This is a genomic window from Actinoplanes sp. CA-252034, assembly GCF_050956125.1.
Classification (GTDB): Bacteria; Actinomycetota; Actinomycetes; order Mycobacteriales; family Micromonosporaceae; genus Actinoplanes.
The window spans coordinates 1,963,002-1,986,822 of record NZ_CP191846.1 but is presented as its reverse complement, the minus strand read 5'-3'; the positions used below and the strand labels follow the sequence as shown (position 1 = coordinate 1,986,822).

Here is a 23,821-nt window from a genome sequence, read left to right as displayed (position 1 = left end):
ACTAACCACGCCGGGTCACCGGGGCCCGACGCAGGCCGCGAGGACGAGCGATGCACCGGACCGGAATCGCGGTTGTGCTGATCTATGCCACTCTGCTGACCGCGACGGCTCTCGTCGCCCGGCCCGTCACCGCCGCGGTGACGAACCCGTTCACGCTGCGCTACGCCGCCAACACCAACGGCTCGATCCTGCTGCGCGGCAACGCCAACCTGGTCTGCACCCCGGTCGGCGGCTGTCTCAACGCACGTCGGGGCCTGCGGCCCTCGGGTGAGTCGCTCGACAACAACGGCCACGTGATGATCAACGCGGACGCCGACGGGGATCTGGGCGTGACCACCGTCAACGACAGCACGGCCACGGTGGCCGTCCCGCCGGGCAGCTCGGTGCTGTTCGCCGCGCTGTACTGGGCGGCGGACACCACGGCCGGCGCCTCCGGCGCGAGTGCCCCGACGCCGGGGAACCGCAATCGCGTGCTCTTCCGTACCCCCGTGGCCGGATGGCAGCCGGTGATCGCGTCCACCATGTTCGGCGGTGGCGGGGGCGCCTACCAGAGCTTCGCCGATGTGACCGCGCTGGTGGCGGGAGCCGGCAACGGCGTGTACGGGGTGGCGAACATCCAGGCCGGCTTGGGGCAGGACCGGTACGCCGGGTGGACGCTGGCCGTCGCGTACCGCAACCCGGTCCAGGCCCTGCGCGCGCTGCGCATCTACGACGGTTACGGCTCGGTGAGCAGCACCTCCGGCGACGTCAACATCACCGTGGGCGGCTTCGAGACCCCGCACAGCGGGACCGTGCGCGCTGAGATCGGCACGGTCGTCTACGAGGGCGACCGGGGCAAGACCGGGGACAGTCTGGAGATCGACGGCACCGCGGTGAGCGATGGCGCCAACCCGGCGGACAACTTCTTCAACAGCACGGTCAGCAGCGGTGGAACCGAGGTGGGCGGGCGCGATCCGGGATGGTCCAACCTGTTCGGCGTGGACATCGACCAGTCCGACGCGACCGGCCGGCTCGGTCATGCGGCCACCTCGGCCACGTTGACCCTGAGCACCACCAGCGACACCTACTTCCCGGGCGTGGTCACGTTCGCCATCGACCTGTACGCCCCGCGCATGACCACCACCATGACCGGCACCGACATCGACGGCGGCGACCTGCTGCCCGGTGACGTCATCGAGTACCTGATCATGGTCCGTAACGACGGCAACGACATCGCCGACGACGCGGTGATCTCCGCGGTGGTGCCGACCTGGACCACGTACGTGCCGGGCTCGATGCGCGTCCGGGGCGACCCGGTGACCGACACGGCGGGCGACGACGCCGGCACGTTCGCCGGCGGCCGCGCCGAGCTCGTCCTCGATGACGTCCCGAGCAACAGCGTGGTGTACGCGCTCCTGCGGGTCCGGGTGAGCTCCGGTGTGCCACCCGGCTACTCGATCACCGGCCTGGTCGATCTCAGCTACACCGGCCACACCGCCGGCGTCCGTGTCTCCGGGCCCGCCGCCGCGGCGGCCACCGCGGTCAGCGCGGGCGGTACCGATCTGGTCGCCGGCCTGACGGTCGCCCCCGCCGTCCTCCAGCGACCGGCCCTGCCCGGCCCGATCGTCTACACCGGCACGGTGGCCAACAACGGGACCGTGCTGGAGAACGCCGCGACGGCCGAGCTGACCCTGCCGCCGTGGGTGACCGCCGGGGTCCTGCCCGCCGGCTGCGGCGCCTTCGCCCAGGTGGTCACCTGCGCCGTCGGGCCGCTGGCGCCCGGTACGACGGGCACCGTGGTCATCCCGGCGACGGTCGGCGCGTCCGCGTCCGCCGCCCCGGCGGCGACCCTGACGCCGACCGGCACCGGAGGCGACACCGACGCCCTGAACGACACCGCCACGGCCGCCTTTCTGGTCAACCGGGCGCCGGTCGCCGTCGACGACGCGGCGACGACCACGAACATGACGGCGGTGAACATCCCGGTGCTCGGCAACGACGACGACCCGGACGGGCCGGCGAGCGCGCTGACCGCCTCGATCGGCACCTCACCCGGGCACGGCGCCGCGATGGCCGAGGCGGACGGGACGATCACCTACACGCCGACGGCCGGATGGGCCGGCGACGACACGTTCACGTACGTGCTGGGTGACGCGGACGGCGGCACCGCGACGGCGACGGTGACCGTGCGGACCGCCAACGCCGTGCCGGTCGCCCGAGACGACGCCGACGCCACCCCGTCCGGCATCGAGGTGATCGTCTCCGTGCTCGGCAACGACACCGACGCGAACGGTGACACGCTCACCGTGGCCGCGGTCAGCGGCCCGCAGACCGGCGCGGGAACAGTCCGGATCGCCGGCAGCGGTACGGTCGGCTACCTGCCGTCGCCCACCTTCGTCGGGCAGGCCGTCATCGGCTACACCGTCAGCGACGGCCGGGACACCGCGAGCGCACAGATCCTGGTCGACGTGGCGAACGCCGCCCCCACCGCCGGCGACGACCTGGCCACCGTCGCGCACCTGGGCAGCGTGACGATCCCGGTGCTGGCCAACGACGCCGACGGCAACCTCGACCCGATCACCCTCACCGGCGTCGACCCGCCGTCCTCGGGCACCGCCACCCCGGCCGGCGACGACGTCGTCTACCAGGCCGCGGCCGGCTTCGTCGGGCCCGTCGACTTCGACTACACGATCGCCGACAACCACGCGGGCACGGCGACCGGGCACATCACCGTCGTGGTGGCCAACGCCGCCCCGGTGGCCGCCGACGCGACCGTGAGCACCGCCTACCGCACACCGGCGACGTTCAGCCCGCTCGCCGGCGCCACCGACGCCAACAACGATCCGCTGCACGTCGCCGGCATCACGGCGGCGGCCCACGGACTGGTCGTGCACAACCCGAACGGGACCGTCACCTACAGCCCGGCGGACGGGTGGTCCGGCCCCGACATCCTCACCGTCACCATCGCCGACAACCGGGGCGGTACCGGCACCGCCACGATCACGATCACCGTCCTCAACGCGCCACCGACCGCCCGTACCGACGCGGTCACCCTGCCGACCGGGCAGCTGTCGGTGATCGACGTGCTGGCCAACGACGACGACCCGAACGGCGACCCGCTCGGCATCACGATCGACACGCCGGCCGGGCACGGGACGGCGATCGTCAGCGGCGGCCTCGTCGAGTACCGCCCGGCGCCCGGCTGGTCCGGTGGCGACTCGTTCCACTACACGGTCGGCGACGGGCGCTCCGGCACGTCGGGCGCCACCGTGACGATCGAGCTGGTCAACGCCTTTCCGGTGGCCCGGCCGGACGCCGCGGTCACCGACACCGACACGACGGTCGGCATCGACGTGCTCGCCAACGACAGCGACCCCAACGGCGAGCAACTGACCGTCTCCGGCTGGACCACCGCCGCACACGGCACGGTCGCCGTCGGCCCGGCCGGATCGCTGCTCTACACCCCCGACACCGGCTTCACCGGGGTCGACGGCTTCGGCTACACGGCCGCCGACCCGCACGCGGCCGGCTCCGCCACCCTCGTGTCGATCACGGTGCGCAACTCCGCGCCGGTGGCGGTCGACGACGTCTACACCGTCGCCCAGCAGGGCACCACCACGCTCGCGGTGCTCCAGAACGACCGGGACGCCAACACCGGCCAGCCACTGACGGTCAGCTCCGTCGGCGCGGCCGCGCGGGGCACCGCCGTACCGACCGCGGCGGGCACGTTCGAGTACACCCCCGCACCCGGGGCCACCGGTGCGGACACCTTCGGCTACCTGCTGCGCGACGATCTGGGCGGCACCGACACGGCCACCGTGGCGATCACCATCGACGCGGCCCCGGCGGCGGTCGACGACACGGCGTCCACCGGACCGTCGACGCCGGTGGACGTCGCGGTGCTGACCAACGACTCCGACCCGGAACTACAGGCCCTGGAGATCGTCGGGACCGGGACGCCGGCGCATGGATTCACCACTCTGCCCTCCGCCGGCACCGTCCGGTACGCGCCGTGGCCCGGGTTCGCCGGCACCGACACCTTCCGCTACACGGTCCGTGATCCGATCGGCAACACCGCCACCGCGCAGGTCACCGTCCAGGTCGCCAACGCGCCCCCCATCGCCCGGGACGACGACGCCGCCGCTCTCGCCGACCATCCGGTGGTGATCGACGTGCTGGCCAACGACACCGACGACAACCCCGGACAGACCCTCGGCCTCACCACGGTCGGCACACCCGAGCACGGCACCGCGACGCGGGCCGGGGACCGGGTCCGCTACACGCCACCGGCCGGATGGAGCGGTCAGGACCATTTCCGGTACGGGATACGCGACGACCAGGGCGGGACGGCGGAGGCAACGGTCGAGGTGACGGTCACCTACCAGGTTCCGTACGCGGTCGCCGACTCCCGCTCGACCCCGTACGGCCGCCCGGTCACCGTTCCGGTGCTCGCCAACGACCTGGACCCCAGCGGCACCCTGCGGATCGTCGCCGTGACGCAGCCGGACCACGGCAGCGCCCGGGCCGACGACGAGACGGTCACCTACACCCCACCGCAGGGGTTCTCCGGGGTCGCCGTGCTGACCTACACCGCCGTCACCGCGGATGGCGCCGGGACCAGCGCGAGCCTGACCGTCACCGTCGGCACGCCGCCGACCGCCCCGGACCGCGAGGTGGTCACACCGCCCGGCCTCCCGGTGGGCATACCGCTGCCCAGCACCGACGAGTGGGGCCGCCCGGCGACCGTGGGACAGATCGGCCGGCCGCAGCACGGGACGGTACAGGTCAACCCGGATGGCACGATCACCTACACGCCGGAGCCCGGCTTCACCGGTGTCGACTCGTTCAGCTACGAGATCGTGGACGCGGACGGCAACATCGCCTACGGCACCATCACCGTGACCGTGCCCGCGCCGGCCGGGCCGTCGCCCACCCCGGTGACCTCGGCACCGCCCACACCCGACCCGCCCACCACCCCGCCGGTGACGCCGACGGTCGTACCGCCGGCCCCCACCGTTCCGGTCAGCCGGACGCCCACGCGCCGCCCGACCACGTCGCCCACCGCCGGGCCGCCCGGCACGACACCACCACGGACCTCACCACCGGCGGTCACACCACCCCCCGGCGGCCGGCCCGAGCCCGACCTGCCGAGCACCGGCACGAACCTGGCGTCCGTCATGATCGGCAGCTGCCTGGCCTGCCTCATCGGGGCCGTGCTGTACGCGTGGGCCCGACCGGACGGGGGACGGCACCGGCGCTGGTGAGCGAGCGGAGGAGAAGTCTCCGCCAGGTGGCCCACCGGCGCGGGCCGGCTAGTCGATCAGCCCGGCCTTGACGAGCTCGTCGAGGAGCAGGCGGATGGCCGGGGCGCAGCGCGGGCGGTCGGCGGAGGTGAACCAGCCCAACTCGGCGATCTCGGCGGCCGCAGCCGGGGTGCCGGCCGCCGGGCCGGTGAAACAGACCAGCCGGACGCGGGTGCCCGGTGGTCGGTTGTGGGCCGGGGCGTCGATGGTGACGAACGGCTCCAGCGCGGCCGGGTCGACGACGAGGCCGACCTCCTCGGCCACCTCGCGGGCCGCGGCCTCGGCGTCGGTCTCGCCCGGCTCCGGTTTGCCGCCGGGCAGGTAGAACGCATCCGAGTCGTCCGCCCGCACGGTCAGCACCCGCCGCTCGCGCACATGCACCCAGGCCGCCGCGACGACGACGTCCGTGACCGTCATACGCGAAACGCTATCCCAGCGCCGCGGCCGGGCTCAGGCGGGGACCGGGACGGCCGACCGGATACATGTGAGCCGGTCGGCAGTGGTGGTGGCCGCGGCGGGGGTGCTGCTGGTCGGTGGCACGGTCCCGGCGCGGTTCGGGTGGTCGACGTCGGTGGTGATCTCCGGTTCGATGAGCCCGGCCGTCGAGGCGGGGGACGTCGTCGTCACCTCGCCGGCCGCCCCGGCACGGCTGCGGCCGGGGCGCGTGATCCGGTTCCACGACCCGCACCGGCCCGGACGGTACGTGCTGCACCGCATCGTCCGGGTCGGCGGCGACGGGCGGCTCGTCACGAAAGGCGACGCCAACCGGGTCGCCGACGTGACCCCGGTGCCGACCGGAACGGTCACCGGGGTGTGGCGGCTACGGGTGCCCTACCTCGGACTGCCGGTGCTGTGGTGGCTCGAGGGCAGGTATCCGCTCCTGGTGGTGACGGCGCTGGCTCTCCTCGTACCCCCGTGGTGGTGGTTGTCGTCTAGATCTCGTCGATCAGGTCGGCGACCGAGTTGATGATGCGGGACGGCCGGTAGGGGTAGGTCTGGCTCTCCAGCCGGCTGCTGATGCCGGTCAGCACCAGGATCGTCTCCAGCCCCGCCTCGAGACCGCAGAGGACGTCGGTGTCCATCCGGTCGCCGATCATCGCGGTGGTCTCGCTGTGCGCCCCGATCGCGTTGAGCGCCGAGCGCATCATCATCGGGTTGGGCTTGCCCACGAAGTAGGGCTTCACGCCGGTCGCCTGGGAGATCATCGCGGCGACCGAGCCGGCCGCCGGGAGCAGGCCCTCGTTGGACGGGCCGGTCGCGTCCGGGTTGGTGCAGATGAACCGGGACCCGGCGCTGATCAGGCGGATCGCCTTGGTGATCGCCTCGAAGCTGTAGGTGCGGGTCTCGCCGAGGACCACATAGTCCGGCTCGAACTCGGTGAGGATGTAACCGGCCGCGTGCATGGCCGTGGTCAGGCCGGCCTCGCCGATCACGTAGGCGGTGCCGCCGGGCCGCTGGTCGGCGAGGAACTGCGCGGTCGCGAGCGCGGCCGTCCAGATCGACTTCTCGTCGACGTCGAAGCCCATCCGGTAGAGGCGCGCCTGCAGGTCACGGGGCGTGTAGATGGAGTTGTTGGTGAGGATGAGGAACGGCTTGCCGCTCTCCTTCATCCGGTTGACGAACTCGGTTGCGCCCGGCACCGGCTCACCCTCGTGGACGAGCACACCGTCCATGTCGGTGAGCCAGCTCTCGATCGCCTTGCGCTCCTTCATCAGGATGCCTTTCGTCGCGCGGGTGGGGGGCAGCAGTCCGCGGGGCAGACATCCCAGATCGGGAGCGTACCGAGCGACTCCCGCGACCGGTCGCCGGTCCGCTCCTGGACCAGCCGGCGGATCATCGACACGAAATCCGGGTGTACGCCGGGTGTCAGTGCCCGCGCATATCCGAGGCCGAGCCGCTCAGCGGTGTCCTTCGCCTCGTTGTCGAGGTCCCAGGCGACCTCGAGGTGATCGGAGACGAAGCCGATCGGGCTGACCACGACGTCGGTCACGCCCTTGGCGGCGAGGGCCTCGAGGTGATCGTTGATGTCCGGCTCCAGCCACGGCACCTGCGGCGGGCCGGACCGGCTCTGCCAGACCAGGTCGTAGGGCAGGTCCGCGGCGGCGGCCGCGTGCACCAGGCGCGCGGTCTCCTCCAGCTGGGCGTTGTAGCGGCCACCGGTCGGGCCGGCCGTCTCGGCCATGCTCACCGGGATGGAGTGGGCGGTGAAGACCAGCCGGGTGGTGGCCCGGCGAGCCGGGTCCAGGCCGGCCAGCGCCGCGGTCACGGCCTCGGTGTGCGGGCCGACGAAACCGGGATCGTCGTGGAACTGCCGCAGCTTGGCGATCCGCGGAGCCCGCGGGCCGACGTGCGCCCGGGCGGCGGCGATGTCCTCCCAATACTGCTTGCAGGAGGAATAGCCGCCGTACGCGCTGGTGGCGAAGCCGAGGGCGTGCTCGACACCGTCGTCGCGCATCCGGGCCACGGTGTCGGCGAGCATCGGGTGCCAGTTGCGATTGCCCCAATAGGTCGGCAGGCCGACCTCGTGCGCCGCGAACTCGGCATCGATCGCCGCGAGCAGGTCACGGCACTGCTGATTGATCGGGGAGACCCCGCCGAAGTGCATGTAGTGCTCAGCCACCTCGGCGAGGCGCTCGTCCGGGACACCGCGCCCGCGAACCACATTGCGCAGGAACGGCATCACGTCATCGGGCTTCTCGGGCCCACCGAAGGAGAGCAGGACGAACGCGTCGTAAACCACTCGTCCATCCTGCCACCGGGCTATGCCCGATCGCGTGGTAACCCCCGTCAACGTGCACAACCTCACCAGTGGTCGCCGGGAACCAGTCCGACAGCAGGGCGCAGATCGCCTTGCCGGCGGCCGCGGTGTCGTACAGATCCCAGCCGAGCGGCGCCCGCTCGGCCCATGCGTCCTCGAACTGCTCGAAGCCGGGGATCGACTTGGCCGCCATGGTGCGCAGCGGGCCGGCCGCCACCAGGTTGCTGCGGATGCCCTGCTTGCCCAGGTGCAGCGCGAGGTAGCGGGAGGCGGACTCGAAACCGGCCTTGGCCACGCCCATCCAGTCGTAGACCGGCCACGCCTTGGTCGCGTCGAAGGTCAGGCCGACGATGCTGCCGCCCGGCGACATCAGCGGCAGGGCGGCCTTGGCCAGCGACTTGTACGAGAACGTCGACACCTGCAGCGCGGTGGCGACGTCCTCCCACGGCGCGTCCATGAACCCGCCGCCGAGGCAGCTCTGCGGAGCGAAGCCGATCGAGTGGACCACGCCGTCCAGCCCGTCGACGTGCTCGCGGACCTTGTCGGCCAGCCCGGCGAGGTGCTCCTCGTTGGTCACGTCCAGTTCGATGACCGGCGCCGGCTCCGGCAGCCGCTTGGCGATCCGCTCCACCAGGGACAGGCGGCCGAAGCCGGTCAGCACGACCGTCGCCCCCTGCTCCTGGGCGATCTTCGCCGCCGAGAAGGCGATCGAGGCGTCGGTGATGACCCCCGAGATGAGCAGCCGTTTTCCGGCCAGCAGTCCAGACACTTATTTACTCTCCTGAAAAAATATCCCGGGACTTCAGTGGCCCATTCCGAGACCACCGTCGACCGGCAGCACGGCGCCCGAGATGTAGGCCGCGCTGTCGCTTGCCAGGAAGGTGACCGCCGCGGCGACCTCGTCGGTGGAGGCCAGACGACCGGCGGGGACGGCCTTGATGATCTCCGCCTTGCGGGTGTCCGACAGGACGGCAGTCATCTCCGTCTCGATGAAACCGGGGCCACCACGTTCGCCGTGATATTGCGGCCGCCCAGCTCACGCGTGATGCTACGGGCCATGCCGACCAGGCCGGCCTTGCTCGCCGCGTAGTTCACCTGGCCGGGTCCGCCGTACAGGCCGACGACCGACGAGATGAAGATGATCCGGCCCCACTTGGCGCGCAGCATCTTCGCGCTGGCCCGCTTCGCGACCCGGAACGCGCCGGTCAGGTTGGTGTCGATGACCCGCTCGAACTGCTCCTCGCTCATCCGCAGCAGCAGGGTGTCGTCGGTGATGCCGGCGTTGGCCACGACCACCTCGACCGGGCCCAGCTCATTTTCCACGGTGGTGAACGCGGCGTCGACGGCGTCCGAGTCGGTGATGTCGCACTGCACCCCGAACAGGCCCTCGGGCGCGCCGGAGCCACGGTGGGTGACGGCCACCCGGTCGCCCTGCTTCGCGAACGCCTGGGCGATGGCCAGGCCGATACCGCGGTTTCCTCCGGTCACCAGAACGGTGCGAGCCACAACACACTCCATTCGACAGGCTTCACTCACGCAGGGTCACAGGGGCCCTGAAGAGCGAGACTATCGGCCCGCCGTCCCACCCCGAGGGACGGGCCCGCCGACTTACCCCCCGTTCAGTGCCGGGCCGATTTTCTTAAGTTGCGATTAAGGAGTACGCTCCCAACCTGTTCCCAGGCCCGACGAGCTATGGAGGTGATCGCTGTGCGAGATAGCGATCCTCCTAGTCGTGGCCGGGACGCTCGTCAGCGTTTCTGACCGCTGACAGACGACTCCCCATCCGCACGCCCACCGGCTTTTCGCCGGCAGTTTCGCGTGCGATGGTTTCCGGCCGCGAGTGACCCAGCGCCCTTTGCTCAGTCGCCAGCGGAAGACGGTTCAATCATGCGTAACTTCGTCGCGCCCCTCGGTTTCACCCTGCTCTCGGCGTGGGTCCTGGTGCTCTTCGTGCTCGCCCACAACACGCCCTGACCCGCGACCCGGTCACGGTAGCCGGGACGTCCAGAGCAGGCTCATCGCCGCCCCGGCCAACCCCAGCATCAGGCCGATCGCCGCATACCACTGCGTCACCTCACGTGGCTCGGTCCGGTGCCCGATCGAACTGCCCATGTCCTCGTAGACCTGCTTCAGCTCGCTGACCGACGCCGCCTCGTAGAAGTAGCCCTTCGTCTGCTCGGCCAGGTCCTGCAGCGACAGCCGGTCCACCGGCACCCGCTGCACCGAGCCGCGGATGTCGACCACGCCCGTGTCGGTGCCGAACGCGATCGTCGACACCGGCACGTTCGCCTGCGCCGCCGCGGTCGCCGCGTCCTCGATCGACCGGCCCGACGTCCGGTACCCGTCGGAGAGCAGCACGATCCGGGCCGGCGGGGCGCCGTCCGCGCCGTCCGACGGCACCGTCCGGATCGCGTCGAGCGAGGTGAACACCGCCTCACCGGTCGCGGTCGCCTCGGCCAGCGTCAGCCCGTCGATCGCGGAGATCACCGCGGACCGGTCCTTCGTCGGTGCGACCAGCACGTTCGCCGCCTTCGCGAACGACACCAGGCCCAGGTTGTAGGTGGGCGGCAGCTCGCTCACGAACGCCTTCGCCGCCTCCTGGGCCGCCTCGATCCGGCTCGGCTCCACGTCCTCGGCCTGCATCGACAGCGACACGTCGATGGCGAGCATCACGGTGGCCCGCTCGAGCGGCTCCTCGGTGTCGACCGACGGACGGGCCGTCGCCGCCGCCAGCGCGCCCATCATCAGCAGGAACGCGGCCGCCGACACGTGCCTGCGCCAGCCCAGCCCCTTGGGCGCCAGGGTGCGCAGCAGGTCGACGTTGGTGAACCGCATCGCATACTGCCGCTTACGGAACTGCCGCCAGACATACGCCCCGGCCATCGCCAGGACCGGCAGCAGGGTCAGCAGCCACCACGGCTCCAGAAAACGGATCATCGTGTGGTCCCTCGGGTACGGGCGTGGCGCGAAGCGGCCACGAAGCGGACCATGTCGAGCAGCCAGTCGGTGTCGGTGCGCAGCCGCAGATGGCTGGCGCCGGCCGCACGCAGCGCACGGGCGATCGCGGCCCGCTGCTGCCCGGCCGCCTCGGCGTACCGATGGCGCAGTTTCGCGTCCGACGTCTGCACCTCGTGCAGCGCGCCGGACTCCGGATCGGCCAGGGTCAGCACCCCGACATCCGGAAGCTCCAGCTCACGTGGGTCGACCACCTCGATCGCCAGCACGTCGTGGCGGACACCCAGCTTCTTCACCGGGCGGGCCCAGCCCTCCACCGGCGCCAGGAAGTCGGAGATCACCACGGCGACGCCGCGCCGCCGGGTGGCCGGTTCAGCATGTCGATCAGCGCGCCCAGGTCGGCGCGCCCCGGCCGGATCGTTGTCCCGGCGATCGCCCGCAGCAGGCCTTGCGCCTCCTTGCGGCCGGGCCGCGCGGGCAGGCGCAACACCGGCGCCGAGGGCGGTGGCTCGGCCGGTGCGGCCGCCTTACGGCGCCACCAGCCTCCGGAGGGCCCCTTCGCCGGTACGCCCGAGCCGGTGCCCACCACGGCGCCTATCCGGTTGCCGCCCCGGACGGTCAGATGGGCCATCGCTGTGGCGGCCGCGATCACCAGGTCCCGTTTCAGCCATTTCGCGGTGCCGAAGTCGAGGCTCGCCGACAGGTCCACGGCCAGCCAGGTCTCCAGCTCGCGGTCGGCGACCGTCCGGCGCACGTGCGGCATCGTGGTGCGGGCCGTCACCGGCCAGTCCATCCGGCGCACGTCGTCGCCCGGCCGGTACTCCCGGGACTCGCCGGCCTCGCTGCCCGGGCCCGGGAGCAGGCCGGCGTAGTCGCCCTGGAGCAGGCCGTCCAGCTTGCGGGTCACGAGCAGTTGCAGCTTGGCCAGGACGGCCTCGGCTCGGGCCGCCTCGTCCGGGGCGACGGCCGGCGGGGTCATGACTGGCTCGGCCAGCCGCCGGCGCCGCCCGGCTGCGGGGGCCGGCTGTCGAACGTGGCGGCCGGAACACCGCTGGTCGGCTGCGCCCCGGACGGACCCCCGACCCCGGGCTGACCGGGCTGGCCCCCGAACCCGGCGAGGCCGGTGGGGCCGGACGGGCCGGTGGGGCCGTGGACGAACTGGCCGGCCGGTGGCTGGCCGGAGGCGACCGGGGTCAGCGGGCCCGGATGGGCCGGGACCGGCTGACCGGGCTGGCCGAAGACCGGCTGGCCCGGCTGTCCACCGGGCTGGCCCGGCTGACCGAACGCGGGCGGCGGGGCGGGCTGGCCGTTCGGGGAGCCCTGACGGGACGACACCTGCGGCGGCGGGACCATCTGCATGATCCGGGCCACGATGTGGTCGGCCGGGATGTCGTCGGCGAGCGCGTCGTAGCTGAGCACCAGGCGGTGACGCAGGATGTCCGGCGCGACGTCCTGCACGTCCTGCGGCAGCGCGTAGTCACGGCCGCGCAGCAGGGCCAGGGCACGGGTCGCCCGGACGATGCCGAGCGACGCGCGGGGGCTCGCACCATACTGGATCAGCTGGGCCACATCGGGCATGCCGTGCTGCGCCGGGGCACGGGTCGCCGACACGAGGCGGACCGTGTAGTCGACCAGGGCGTTGTGAACGAACACCTGGTCGGCGCGGCGCTGCAGGGCCAGCAGGTCCTCGGGGGTGAAGATCTGCTTCGGCTCCGGGGCGCTCACCCCCATCCGGTAGACGATCTCCCGCTCCTCGGCGTCGGTCGGGTAGCCGACCACGATCTTCATGAGGAACCGGTCACGCTGGGCCTCGGGCAGCGGGTAGACGCCCTCCTGCTCGATCGGGTTCTGCGTGGCCATCACCAGGAACGGGTCGGGCACGTCGTAGCTCTTGCCGCCGATCGACACCTGGTGCTCCGCCATCACCTCGAGCAGCGCCGACTGCACCTTCGCCGGAGCGCGGTTGATCTCGTCGGCCAGCAGGAAGTTGACGAACACCGGGCCCAGCTCGACGTCGAACTGCTCGGTCGACTGCCGGTAGATCCGGGTGCCGACGATGTCCGCGGGCACCAGGTCGGGCGTGAACTGCACCCGGGAGAACGTGCCGCCGACGACCTTGGCCAGCGTCTCCACGGCGAGGGTCTTGGCCACGCCGGGCACGCCCTCGAGCAGGCAGTGACCACGGGCCAGCAGCGCCACGAACATCCGCTCGACCATCCGGTCCTGGCCCACGATGACCCGCTTGACCTCGAACATGGCTCGCTCGAGCTGCGACGCGTCCTGCGCGGGCGGAACCGGCGCGCCGGTGTCGGCGCTGGTCTCGGTATCGGGCGTGCTGGGCTGCGCCACCGGTCCTCCACAACGGTCGAGATATGCCGACTCTTCGACGCCGACTGTCAAGACTTACACGACAGACAACAGGACACGGCTGAGAGGTTCCTAAGAACCCACGTCCGTACCGCACGGGAGCCTAGGGGCCCGTGTCGTCATCCGGCCGTCATCATCGCCGGATTCAGATGTCTTCGCAGCCCAGGATGCCATGGGCCGAAAGTGTGGATCTTTCTGCGCGATCCGCCGGATCGGGCACCGTCACCGGGTACTCACGCGACCTTGGGAACCGTGTAGCATTTGCATCGTCGCCGGGCGGCTTCCCCCGTGGCCGCCCGGCGCTCAAACTCTCACCTCCCGGCCGTAGGGTTACGGCATGGTCGAGGACTTCCCACCCCAGTGCTCCGCCAAGGGCTGCCGGGTGTCCGCCGAGTGGCGGCTCCTCTGGAACAACCCGAAGATCCACACGCCGGAACGCCGCAAGACGTGGCTGGCCTGCGACGATCACCGGGCGAGCCTGAGCTCGTTCCTCGATGCGCGAGGATTCCTGCGTGAGGTCACTCCCTTCGCCTCGTCGGACGGTGCGGTCGTCTCCTAGGCTCTAGTTGTGAGCGAGCCGTCCGCGCCAACCGTTGTCGATGCCCTAGAGCCGTGGCCCGGCACCGTCGCCTGGCGCCCGGTCTCCAGCCGCCTGATCGCCGTCCACCTCATCGGCATCGCCGTCTGGACGGTGGTGCTGCTCGGCGGGCTCCTCGCCGGCCACCTGATCGTCGGCGGGACGCCGTGGCTCTACGGGATGGGGGCGGTGCTGGCCCTGGCCGTCTGGCGAGCCGTCGTCGCCGCCCGGGCCGTCCGCGCGTGGGGTTACGCCGAGCGCGACAACGACCTGCTCGTCCGGCACGGGCTGCTGGTCCGGCACCTGTCCATCGTGCCGTATGCGCGAATGCAGTACGTCGACGTCACGGCCGGGCCGCTGGAGCGCGCCTTCGGGCTCGCCACCGTCCAGCTGCACACGGCCGCCGCGGCCAGCAACGCCCGGGTGCCGGGCCTGCCACCGGACGAGGCGTCCCGGCTCCGCGACCGGCTGACCGCCCTCGGCGAGGACCGGGCCGAGGGCCTGTGACCAGCGCCGGACTCCCCCAGCCCTCGCAGGCCACCCCGGGCGACCCCGCCACCCCGGGCGACCCCGCCACCCCGGGCGACCCGTCGTCGCCTCTTGCGGGCGGCGGGGGCTCGTCGGCCGTACCGGATGAGGGGTTTGCGGCGGCCGGGAGATCGTCCGGCGCGGCCGGGCCGGGAGGGACGCCGGGGGTCGCGCCCGAGGAGGCCCGGCAGCGGCTGCATCCGCTGAGCCCGCTGCTGAAAGGCGCCAAGAGCATCGCCGTGATCGTGGCGGCGCTGTCCTGGAACACGCTCGGTGAGGTGGGGGCGACCGACTTCGCGCTCATCGTGCTGGCGCTGGCCGTCGCCGTGGTGATCGTCGCGGCGATCGGATGGTGGAACACCGGGTATCACGTCGTCGGGCGGGAGCTGCGGATCACCGAGGGCCTGGTGTGGCGGCGCAACCGGGCCATCCCCCTCGACCGGTTGCAGGCCGTCGAGGTGCGGCGGCCGCTGCTCGCCCAGCTCACCGGGCTCGCGGAGCTGCGGCTCGAGGTGGTCGGTGGCAGCAAGACCGAGGCGCCACTGGCGTACCTCACCGTGCGTGACGCCGGGATGCTGCGGGAACGGCTGCTGTCGCTGTCCGGGCAGGCGCCCGCCGTGTCCGTGCCCACGCCCGACGGCGCCGCCGAGGTGCCGCTCTACCAGGTCCGCAACCAGGATCTGCTGGTCAGCCAGTTGCTGACCCCGCAGGCGTTCTTCCTGCCGTTCGGGGTCGCGTGGGTGATCACCCAGTTCGTGATGGAAGGCACCTGGACGTTCATCGGCATCGCCAGCACCGTCACCGCGATGGCCGGTGTCCTGCTGCAACCCATCCGGCGGGTGCTGCGCGACTGGGACTTCCGGCTGTTCCGCGGGGAGCGGCTGGTCCTGCACTACGGGCTCACCGAGACGCGCAGCCAGGTCCTGTCGACACACCGCGTGCAGACGGTGCGGGTCACCTGGCCGCTGTTGTGGCGGGCCAAGAAGTGGCTGCACCTGACCCTCGACGTCGCCGGGGTCTCCGGTCCCGAGCCGGGTGAGGACCACAGCTCCGACCGTCTCATGCCGGTCGGCGACCTGACCGCGGCCCGCGCCCTCGTCGCCGCGGCCCTCCCCGGCGTCGACCTGACCGGCCTCGCCACGTCGCCGCCTCCGCTGCGGGCGCGGTGGCTGCACCCGTTCGGACTGCGCTTCTACGGGGCCGGGCTCAGCGACCAGGTCTTCGTCAGCCGGTCGGGGCGGCTCACCCGGGAGATGACGCTCGTGCCGTACGCGCGTATGCAGAGCGTCCGGATCGTCCAGGGGCCGCTCCAGCGCAGGCTCGGCCTCGCCACCGTGTATGCCGACACCGCGGGCGGCCGGCCCGGTGTCGCCAACGACCGGGACCTCGTCGAGGCGTACGCGATCGCCGACCAGTTGGCGGGCCGTTCCCGTCGGGCTCGCTCGCACCAGGCTCACGGCCACGACGCCGGGGCCGTCCCCGCGATCCCGCACCCGGCCGTCGACGCCGTCCCCGCCTTCGCCCAGCCCGGCTTCGCCCCGCCCGTCCCTGCTCCGCCCGGCTTCGCCCCGCCCGGCTTTGTTCCGCCCGGCTTTGTTTCGCCCGGCTTTGCTCCGCCCGGCTTTGTTTCGCCCGGCTTTGCTCCGCCCGGTTCTGTCGCGCCCGGAGCGGTGCCGCCGGGCGCGGCCGAGCGGCCGTTCAGCGAACCGGACGATGAGACGTACTGGCAGCGGCCCGAGCCGTCCTAAGCTTTGGCGATGGAGCTTCCGGAGTTCGCGCCCGGTCTCAGCGCCCGGGTGGAGTTGACGGTCACCGACGCCGATACCGCCCAGTCCCTCGGTTCCGGTGACGTGCCGGTTCTGGGCACCCCACGGCTGCTCGCCCTCGCCGAAGCGGCAACGGTCGCCGCCACCGCCCGGCAGATCCCCGGCGGCATCACGACCGTCAGCAGCCGCATCGACATCGAGCACCGGGCGCCGACCCCGGTCGGCCGCCGCGTCACCGCCCAGGCCACTCTGACCAAGACGGACGGGCCCAAGCTCCTGTTCGAGGTGAGCGTCCACGACGGTGACGTGCTGGTCGCCGAGGTCCGCATCGAGCGGGTCCTCCTGGACCGGCAGCGCTTCATCGCCCGCGCTCTCGGCGACTGACCGGGGCACCTGCGGACTCCGCCCGAACCCCCGTCCCCGCGCATGCCCACCGTCCGCGTCGTGCTCTCACGTCGGTCACCACCTCGATGCCACACGCCGACTCGGCCGCGAACTGCCTCCGGGGTCACGGTGACCAGAGGCCTCAGCCCGGCGGACGCCCTGCGGTCCGGTGTCTCGCCCGCGTCGCGGGGTAGCCACGGGACACCGCGTGCCGTACCGGATCAGAGGTCTCCCCAGCGGGCCCGCAAGTCGGACGGGGTCGGCATCGCGGTGGCGCCGCCCTGTCGTTCGCAGACGAGGCCGGCCACCGAGAGGGCGAATCGGACGTGGCCGGTCCAATCGGCCAGGCCTTCCGGGCGGCCGTCGGTGAGTAGGCGACTGATCAGGGCGGCCATCACCGAGTCGCCGGCGCCGGTGGCGTCGATCGCCTGGACCAGCGGGGCGGGGATGTCGGTGGCGCCGTCGGCGGCGGCGACGTGCGCGCCGCGGGAGCCGCAGGTGACGACGACCGCGCCCGCGCCGAGCGCGAGGATGTGGGCCGCGGCGGCTGACGGATCCTGTTCGCCGTAGAGGACGACAGCATCGGCTGAGCTGAGTTTTACCAGGTCAGCGGTGGCGAAGAACTCCTCGGTGAGGTCACGGAGGGCGTTCACGGCGGCGGTGTCGGGCAGCAGCGTGGGCCGCACGTTCGGGTCGAAGACCCGCAACGGCGCCGAGCCGGTGGCATCCGGCGCGGCGGACCAGGCGGCCCGGGCGGCGGACCGGAACGGCTCGCGGAGCAGGCTGATCGAGCCGGTGTAGAGGACCGCCGCGCCGGTGATCAGCGGAAGATCCAGGTCGGCGGGGGTGAGGAGGGCGTAGGAGGGCGGCTCGCCGTAGAAGGTGAAGGTCGGCTCGGCGCCCTCGAACGTGGTGACGGCGAGGGTGGTGGGGACGGCGACGCGGCGTACCCCCTGGCCGTCGACGCCTGCGGCCTGGAGGAACGCGGCCATCCGGTCGCCGAGGACGTCGGTGCTGAGGGTGCCCGCCCAGCGTGCGTCGCCGCCGAGGCGGGCGATGCCGACGGCCACGTTGAGGGGCGCGCCGCCGATCGCCTGCCGGTAGACCTGTGCGCCGTCGAGGTCTGCTTCGAGCAGGTCGATCAGCGCTTCACCCATCACCATCGCGTAGCCCACGGTGCCAGCCTCTCATCCTCGGGCGGGCGTCCCAAGTGGGACGGAGCCATCCGATCATCACGCTCATTTCCGTAAATTTGCGACAATCTGGAGATGAATACGTTAGTGCTGGCGATGGTGGCGCCGCTCCTGCTGACGCCCGCGCCCGTCTCCGAGGGGACCTTCAAGACCTGGCGCGACGGGGCACGGGCCGTCACCTACGACATGGCGGCGGTTCCGTCCGGTGCCAGAGCCACAGTCAAGATCATGCAGACCCATCAGGGTGTACGGGTGAACCTGCTGGCAACCGGGCTGACGCCGGGCCGGTCGTACGGCGCCCACCTGCACACCAACCCGTGCGGGAAGGATCCGGCCGCCGCCGGCCCGCACCATCAGCACCGCCCCGACCCCGCCGCCGGGCCGGGTCGCCCGTCCACGGATCCCGCCTACGCCAACCCGCGCAACGAGATCTGGCTCGACTTCATCGCCGACCGTAACGGGGTCGGCCGGGCGATCAGCGCGCAGGACTGGACGTTCGCCGACGACCGGCAGCCGCGCTCGCTGGTGCTGCACGCCGAGCACACGCACACCGCGGCCGGTGTGGCGGGGACGGCCGGCACCCGGCTCGCCTGCCTGACCCTGGGCTGATCAGCACCGCCGGGCCCGGGTCGATCGCCGGGCCCGGGCCTGCCGGGTCCGGCGCTTCGGCGGTAACGTCGGGGGCACCGAGAACGGAGGCACCCACATGGCCGAGAACAGCGGCGCCCAGCCCGCAGCGAAGACGGAGTCGCACGACCCCGACTTCCCCGAGGCGTTCCTGAGTTTCATGCGCCAGGGCTGGCGGGAGGACCCCCTGGCCGTGACGCCCCTGCCCGAGGTGCCCAACTATGCGAAACGCCGTAACGCGCTCTCCGAGGCGTTCCCCGGCGAGACGCTGATCATCCCCAGCGGCACCGAGAAGGTGCGTGCCAACGACACCGACTACCACTTCCGCCCGGGCAGCGACTTCTTCTACCTGACCGGTGACCGCGACCCGGACAGTGTGCTCGTCCTGCACCCGAGCGGGTCGGGGCACGACCCGGTGCTCTACACCCGGCAGCGCAACTCGAAGGACAGCGACCGCTTCTTCCGGGACCGCAACGGCGAGCTCTGGGTGGGGCGCACCCACACGCTGGCGGAGAAGTCGACCGAGCTGGGCCTGACCGCCGCGCCGCTGGGCGACCTGGGCGCGGCGCTGGCCGGGTCGCCGCCGGGCCGGACCCGGGTGCTGCGCGGCCTCGACGCGAACGTGGACCGGGCGGTGCTGGCCTACGAGCCGGACCGGACGAAGCCGCGCGACCGCGCGCTGGCCGCGGTGATCTCCGAGCTGAAACTGGTCAAGGACGAGTGGGAGATCGCGCAGCTGCAGGCCGCGATCGACGCCACGGTGCTCGGCTTCGAGGATGTGGCACGCATCCTGCCGGCCGACCGGGGCGTCAAGGAGCGCCTGCTCGAGGGCGTGTTCGGGCTACGGGCCCGGCACGACGGCAACGATGTCGGCTACACCTCGATCGTGGGCGCCGGATCGCACGCGACGATCCTGCACTGGGTCCGCAACACCGGGGTCACCACGCCGGGCGACCTGCTGCTCATGGACATGGGGGTGGAGGGCCACAACCTCTACACCGCCGACGTGACCCGGACGGTTCCGGTGAGCGGGACGTTCACGCCGCTGCAGCGGCAGGTCTACGACATCGTGTATGCGTCACAGCAGGCCGGCATGGACGCGATCAAGCCGGGTGTGGTCTTCAAGGACGTGCACAAGGTCTGCATGCGGGTGCTCGCCGAGGGCCTGCACGACCTCGGCCTGCTGCCGGTGAGCGTCGACGAGGCGATGGCCGACGACAGCACGGTCTACCGGCGGTGGACGCTGCACGGGTTCGGGCACATGCTCGGCATCGACGTGCACGACTGCTCGGCGGCACGCAGCGAGACGTACCGGGAGGGCCGGCTCAAGGAGGGTTACGTGCTGACCGTCGAGCCGGGCCTCTACTTCCAGCCGGAGGACGAGCTGGTGCCGGAGGAGCTGCGGGGCATCGGCGTGCGGATCGAGGACGACGTGCTGGTCACCGCGGACGGCTGCCGCAACCTGTCGGCCGGTCTGCCGCGCTCCTCCGGCGAGGTCGAGCAGTGGCTCGCGTCGCAGCGGGAGGCCGGTCCTCGCCTGCCCGGGTGACCGTCCGGCAGGATCAGGGCATGAGCACCACCGAGCCCGCCGTGCGACTGCGTTGCTACGGCGGGCTCCGCATGTGGCGCTCCGGTGTCGAGGTCGACATCGGGGCGCCCCGGCTACGGACCCTGCTGGCGGCACTGCTCGCGGCCCGCGGCGGCGTGGTCGGGGTGGACACGCTGATCGAGCTGATCTGGGGCGCCGAGCCCTCGCCGAGCGCGGTGAACCAGTTGCACCGGCTGGTCGGGCAGGCGCGGCGGCTGTTCGAGCCGGAGCTGGCCAGCCGCGCCACCGGGAGCTGGGTGCTCCCGGCCGGTCAGGGCTACCGTCTGGTCGCCGACGCGCGCGGTTGCGACCTGATGGCGGTGCGCGCGCTGCTGGACACGCCGGGGGCGGTCCTCCAGGCGCTCGAGCTCGTCCAGGAGCCGGTCTTCGCCGGCCTGGACGCCGAGGTGCTCGACCATCCGGCGTTCGTCGCGCTCCAGCAGGAGCGGATCCAGATCGCGGTCGAGGCCGCCGATCTGCTCCAGCCGCGGCTGCTCCCGCCGCTCCAGCGGATCGCCGCGTCGGCGCCGCTGCACGAGCCGCTGCAGGCCCGGGTGATCCGCCTGCTGACCACGGCCGGCCGGCGGGCCGAGGCGCTGGTGCTCTTCGACGAGGTGCGCCGGCTGCTCGCCGACGAGCTGGGCGCCGACCCTGGCGCCGAGCTGCGCGCCGCCCATCTGGCCGCGCTCGCCGACGACGAGCCGGAGCCGCCACCGGCGCGCCGGCCGGCACAGCTGCCGCACCGGGTGGCGGGCTTCGTCGATCGCGGCGCCCTGCCCGATCCCGGTGCCGGCATCGTGGTGCTCAGCGGCATGGGCGGGATCGGCAAGACCGCCCTCGCCGTGGACTGGGCGCACCGGCTGGCGCCGAACTACCCGGACGGGCAGCTCCACCTCAACCTCCGCGGTTTCGATCCGAGCGGTCGCGTGGTCCTTCCCGGCGACGCGCTGGCCACGCTTCTCGAATCGGTCGGTGTGGGCCCCGCCGGGCTGCCGGACGACGTCGACGCCCGTTCCGCCCGGTTCCGGTCGGCGGTCGCGGAGCGGCGCATGATCATTCTGTTGGACAACGCGCGGGACTCCGAGCAGGTGCGCCCGCTGTTGCCCGGCGCGCCCGGCTGCCTGGTGCTGGTGACCAGCCGCAACCGGCTCGCCGGCCTGGTGGCGCACGAGGGCGCCCAGGCGGTCCCGGTGGGCCGGCTCAGCGACGCGGGCGCCCGTGACCTGCTGGCGAAGCGCATCGGCGCGGCCCGGCTGGCCGCGGAGCCCGAGGCGACCGCCGACCTGGTCCGGTTCTGTGCCGGTCTGCCGCTGGCACTGTCGATCACCGCGGCCCACGCCGCGGTCCGACCCGGTCTCAAGCTCGCCGACCTGGTCGAGGAGCTGGCCTCACAGGCCCGGCTGGACGCCCTCACGACCGGCGAGCCGCACGACGACGTACGGTCGGCGCTGTCCTGGTCCTATCTGGCGCTGAGCCCGGCGGCGGCACGGCTGTTCCGGCTCCTCTCCGTCCACACCGGCCCGGAGATCCCGGTCGAGGCGGCGGCCAGCATCGCCGGCACCGGTCCGGCCGTCCGCGCGGCGCTGGCCGAGCTGAGCGCGGCCAACATGATCACCGAGGCCGGGCGGCAGCGGTACACCCTGCACGACCTGCTCCGGGCGTATGCCGCGGAGTTGCTCGGCGACGAGCGCGCCGAGGCGGTGGCGCGTCTGGTCGAGCACACCCTGCGCGACGCCCGGGCCGCGTATTCGACCTTCGGGCGCCCCGAGATCGCCCCGCTCGGCCCCGTCTCACCGGACATGACGCCCACACCGATGACGGACCTGGCCGCCGCGCTGCGCTGGTACAACCGGGAGCAGGCGGTGCTGGCCTGCGTCATCGACCTGGCCCTGCTGCACGGCCATCTCCGGGAAGCCGTGCTGATGGTGCTGTACCTGCGGTCGGTCCGGTCGGCGCGGCTCGAACCGTACGCCGACTCCCGCGAGCAGACCAGGCGGGTCCTGGCCGCGGCCGGGGATCTCGGCGAGCCGGTCCTGGAGGCGGCGCTGCTGCGCGAGGCCGCCCTGGTCGAGAGCCCCTCCGACCCGGCGACCGCCCGGATCCTGCTGCGGCGGGCGCTGGACATCGCGGACCAGGCGGGTGACGTGATCGGTCAGGCGCATCTGCTGCGCAACCTCGGGCTGATCGCCGCCGTCGAGGACCGGGAGCGCGCCCTGCCCCTCCTACGGCAGTCGGTACGGGCGGCCCGGCTCACGGGCGAGCCGACGGTGCTCGTCTACTGCGTCGACGCGCTCGCCCGGACCCTGCAGGAGGACGGTCAGCTGACCGAGTCCGTCGCGCTGTCCCGGGAGGCGTTCGACATCGCCCACGCCACCGAGCTCGACGACCTCCGGAACAATGCGGCCGCCCGGCTCGCCGAGACCTCCCTGCTGCTGGGCGATCACCGGCAGGCCGCCGCGATGGCCCGGTGGGCGGCGGAGCACGTCCCGCCCGGCGAGATCCACATCCAGCTCCCGATCTACGCGTTCCTCGCCGAGGCCTGCGACCATCTGGGCGATCACGAGCAGGCGCGGGCCGCGTGCGACACCTTCCGGGACCTGATGCGCCGGCACGGGCCGGCCTATCGGCAGGTTCTCGGTCATCAGCACGTGGACCGGTACGTCGCCACCGTGGACCGGATCACGAGTGCATCGGAAATGCACTGATGACGCACTGATCTCCGGTTGGCTGATCCTCGACCGATCTCCAGGAGGATCAGATGAGCTACCCCAAGCCCGTGCTCGAACCGGCCGCGCAGGCCTTCGTCGAGGCGACCGCGAACCCGCCGTACCTCTTCGACCTGGGTCCCGAGGAGGGCCGCAAGGCGGTCGAGTCGGTGCAGGACGGCGCCGGGGTCGACACGCCCGCCGCCGACGTGCGGGACCTGACCTTCACGGGCGGCCCGACCGGCGAGGTCAAGGTCCGCATCCTGCGGCCGGCCGGGGTGACCGGGCCGCTGCCGGTGCTGATCTACACGCACGGCGCGGGCTGGGTCTTCGGCGACGCGAACACCCACGACCGGCTGGTCCGCGAGCTGACCGTACGGGCGAACGCCGCCACCGTCTTCGTCGAGTACGACCGCTCCCCCGAGGCCCGTTACCCGGTCGCCGTCGAGCAGGTCTACGCCACCCTCGAGTGGGTGGCCACGCACGGCGCCGAGCACGACCTGGACGCCACCCGCATCGCGGTCGCCGGTGACTCGGTCGGTGGCAACATGACCGCCGCGCTGACCATCCTGGCGAAGCAGCGCTCCGGCCCGGCGATCGCCGCTCAGCTGCTGTTCTACCCGGTGACCGACGCGAGCTTCGACACCGACTCGTACCACCAGTTCGCCGAGGGCTACTTCCTGCGCCGGGACGGCATGCAGTGGTTCTGGGACCAGTACACGACCGACGAGGCACAGCGGGCGCAGATCACCGCGTCACCGCTGCGGGCCACCGTCGAGGACCTGGCCGGGCTGCCGAAGGCGCTGGTCATCGTCGCCGAGGCGGACGTGCTGCGAGACGAGGGCGAGGCGTACGCGGCCAAGCTCCGCACCGCCGGCGTGGACGTGACGGCCGTCCGCTACCAGGGCATCATCCACGACTTCGTGCTGCTCAACGCACTCAAGGACACGCACGCCGCGAAGGCCGCGACCCGGCAGGGCGGGGACTTCCTGCGCGACGCCCTGCACCCCTGATCCGGCACCGGGACGGCGTTTCCGGCGACGTCCTGCGCCCCTGATCCGGGCGCCGGGACGGCGTTCTCTCCCCGCGGC

14 protein-coding genes and 5 pseudogenes are annotated in these 23,821 nt (G+C 72.4%); 10 read left to right on the top strand and 9 right to left on the bottom strand.

What is annotated here, in order from left to right:
- Window positions 1-50 precede the first annotated feature (50 nt).
- Window positions 51-5,243 (top strand): Ig-like domain-containing protein, encoded by a 5,193-nt coding sequence (locus ACQPZW_RS09175; protein WP_433794389.1) that lies wholly within the window; start codon window positions 51-53, stop codon window positions 5,241-5,243.
- Window positions 5,244-5,291: 48 nt separating this feature from the next.
- On the opposite strand, the gene ACQPZW_RS09170 is transcribed toward ACQPZW_RS09175, so the two are convergent.
- Complete coding sequence (locus ACQPZW_RS09170; RefSeq protein ID WP_433794388.1) at window positions 5,292-5,699, bottom strand: NUDIX hydrolase; 408 nt, start codon at window positions 5,697-5,699, stop codon at window positions 5,292-5,294.
- Between the two features lie 67 nt (window positions 5,700-5,766).
- On the opposite strand from ACQPZW_RS09170, the gene ACQPZW_RS09165 reads away from it, so the two are divergent.
- Window positions 5,767-6,249 (top strand): signal peptidase I, encoded by a 483-nt coding sequence (locus tag ACQPZW_RS09165; RefSeq protein ID WP_433794387.1) that lies wholly within the window; start codon window positions 5,767-5,769, stop codon window positions 6,247-6,249.
- On the opposite strand, the gene ACQPZW_RS09160 is transcribed toward ACQPZW_RS09165, so the two are convergent.
- The 7 genes and pseudogenes from ACQPZW_RS09160 to ACQPZW_RS09130 all read right to left on the bottom strand — a co-directional run.
- A complete protein-coding gene (locus tag ACQPZW_RS09160) occupies window positions 6,215-7,051 on the bottom strand; it encodes an HAD-IIA family hydrolase (RefSeq protein WP_433797485.1) in 837 nt (278 codons plus the stop codon). The genes ACQPZW_RS09165 and ACQPZW_RS09160 overlap by 35 nt on opposite strands.
- Window positions 6,994-8,022, bottom strand: a complete 1,029-nt coding sequence (locus tag ACQPZW_RS09155) for a ferrochelatase (protein WP_433794386.1) — start codon at window positions 8,020-8,022, stop codon at window positions 6,994-6,996. Before ACQPZW_RS09155 ends, ACQPZW_RS09160 begins: the two co-directional genes overlap by 58 nt.
- A 25-nt stretch (window positions 8,023-8,047) precedes the next feature.
- Window positions 8,048-8,809 (bottom strand): annotated as a pseudogene (gene fabI, locus ACQPZW_RS09150) (enoyl-ACP reductase FabI); the annotation flags it as partial.
- 33 nt (window positions 8,810-8,842) lie between these two features.
- Window positions 8,843-9,546, bottom strand: a pseudogene (gene fabG, locus ACQPZW_RS09145) (3-oxoacyl-ACP reductase FabG).
- A 480-nt stretch (window positions 9,547-10,026) separates the two neighbouring features.
- On the bottom strand, window positions 10,027-10,977 hold the full coding sequence (locus ACQPZW_RS09140) for a 26S proteasome regulatory subunit RPN10 (RefSeq protein ID WP_433794385.1): 951 nt from the start codon (window positions 10,975-10,977) through the stop codon (window positions 10,027-10,029).
- Window positions 10,974-11,974: pseudogene (locus ACQPZW_RS09135) on the bottom strand (DUF58 domain-containing protein). The gene ACQPZW_RS09140 and the pseudogene ACQPZW_RS09135 overlap by 4 nt, the downstream one beginning before the upstream one ends.
- A gap of 272 nt (window positions 11,975-12,246) precedes the next feature.
- Window positions 12,247-13,344, bottom strand: a pseudogene (locus tag ACQPZW_RS09130) (AAA family ATPase); the annotation flags it as partial.
- Between the two features lie 355 nt (window positions 13,345-13,699).
- Between ACQPZW_RS09130 and ACQPZW_RS09125 the strand changes: the two are divergent.
- The 4 genes and pseudogenes from ACQPZW_RS09125 (at window position 13,700) to ACQPZW_RS09110 (ending at window position 16,617) form a co-directional block, all read left to right on the top strand.
- Window positions 13,700-13,921 carry a hypothetical protein gene (locus ACQPZW_RS09125; RefSeq protein WP_433794384.1) on the top strand — a complete coding sequence of 74 codons (222 nt, stop codon included), beginning with the start codon at window positions 13,700-13,702 and terminating at the stop codon, window positions 13,919-13,921.
- Window positions 13,922-13,930: 9 nt separating this feature from the next.
- Entirely contained in the window at window positions 13,931-14,446 is a 516-nt protein-coding gene (locus tag ACQPZW_RS09120) for a PH domain-containing protein (RefSeq protein WP_433794383.1), read from the top strand.
- Between the two features lie 215 nt (window positions 14,447-14,661).
- Window positions 14,662-15,909, top strand: a pseudogene (locus ACQPZW_RS09115) (PH domain-containing protein); the annotation flags it as partial.
- 315 nt (window positions 15,910-16,224) lie between these two features.
- Window positions 16,225-16,617 carry a thioesterase family protein gene (locus ACQPZW_RS09110; RefSeq protein ID WP_433794382.1) on the top strand — a complete coding sequence of 131 codons (393 nt, stop codon included), beginning with the start codon at window positions 16,225-16,227 and terminating at the stop codon, window positions 16,615-16,617.
- Window positions 16,618-16,838: 221 nt separating this feature from the next.
- Here ACQPZW_RS09110 and ACQPZW_RS09105 read toward each other — a convergent pair whose 3' ends face one another.
- Window positions 16,839-17,792 (bottom strand): carbohydrate kinase family protein, encoded by a 954-nt coding sequence (locus tag ACQPZW_RS09105; RefSeq protein ID WP_433794381.1) that lies wholly within the window; start codon window positions 17,790-17,792, stop codon window positions 16,839-16,841.
- A 93-nt stretch (window positions 17,793-17,885) separates the two neighbouring features.
- Between ACQPZW_RS09105 and ACQPZW_RS09100 the strand changes: the two genes are divergently transcribed.
- The 4 genes from ACQPZW_RS09100 to ACQPZW_RS09085 all read left to right on the top strand — a co-directional run bounded on the left by ACQPZW_RS09100 (window position 17,886) and on the right by ACQPZW_RS09085 (window position 23,743).
- Window positions 17,886-18,419, top strand: a complete 534-nt coding sequence (locus ACQPZW_RS09100) for a superoxide dismutase family protein (RefSeq protein WP_433794380.1) — start codon at window positions 17,886-17,888, stop codon at window positions 18,417-18,419.
- A 97-nt stretch (window positions 18,420-18,516) separates the two neighbouring features.
- Window positions 18,517-19,986 (top strand): aminopeptidase P family protein, encoded by a 1,470-nt coding sequence (locus ACQPZW_RS09095; protein ID WP_433794379.1) that lies wholly within the window; start codon window positions 18,517-18,519, stop codon window positions 19,984-19,986.
- Between the two features lie 20 nt (window positions 19,987-20,006).
- Window positions 20,007-22,730, top strand: coding sequence for an ATP-binding protein (locus ACQPZW_RS09090; protein WP_433794378.1), 2,724 nt, complete (start codon window positions 20,007-20,009; stop codon window positions 22,728-22,730).
- A gap of 53 nt (window positions 22,731-22,783) precedes the next feature.
- A complete protein-coding gene (locus ACQPZW_RS09085) occupies window positions 22,784-23,743 on the top strand; it encodes an alpha/beta hydrolase (protein ID WP_433794377.1) in 960 nt (319 codons plus the stop codon).
- Window positions 23,744-23,821: the final 78 nt, after the last annotated feature.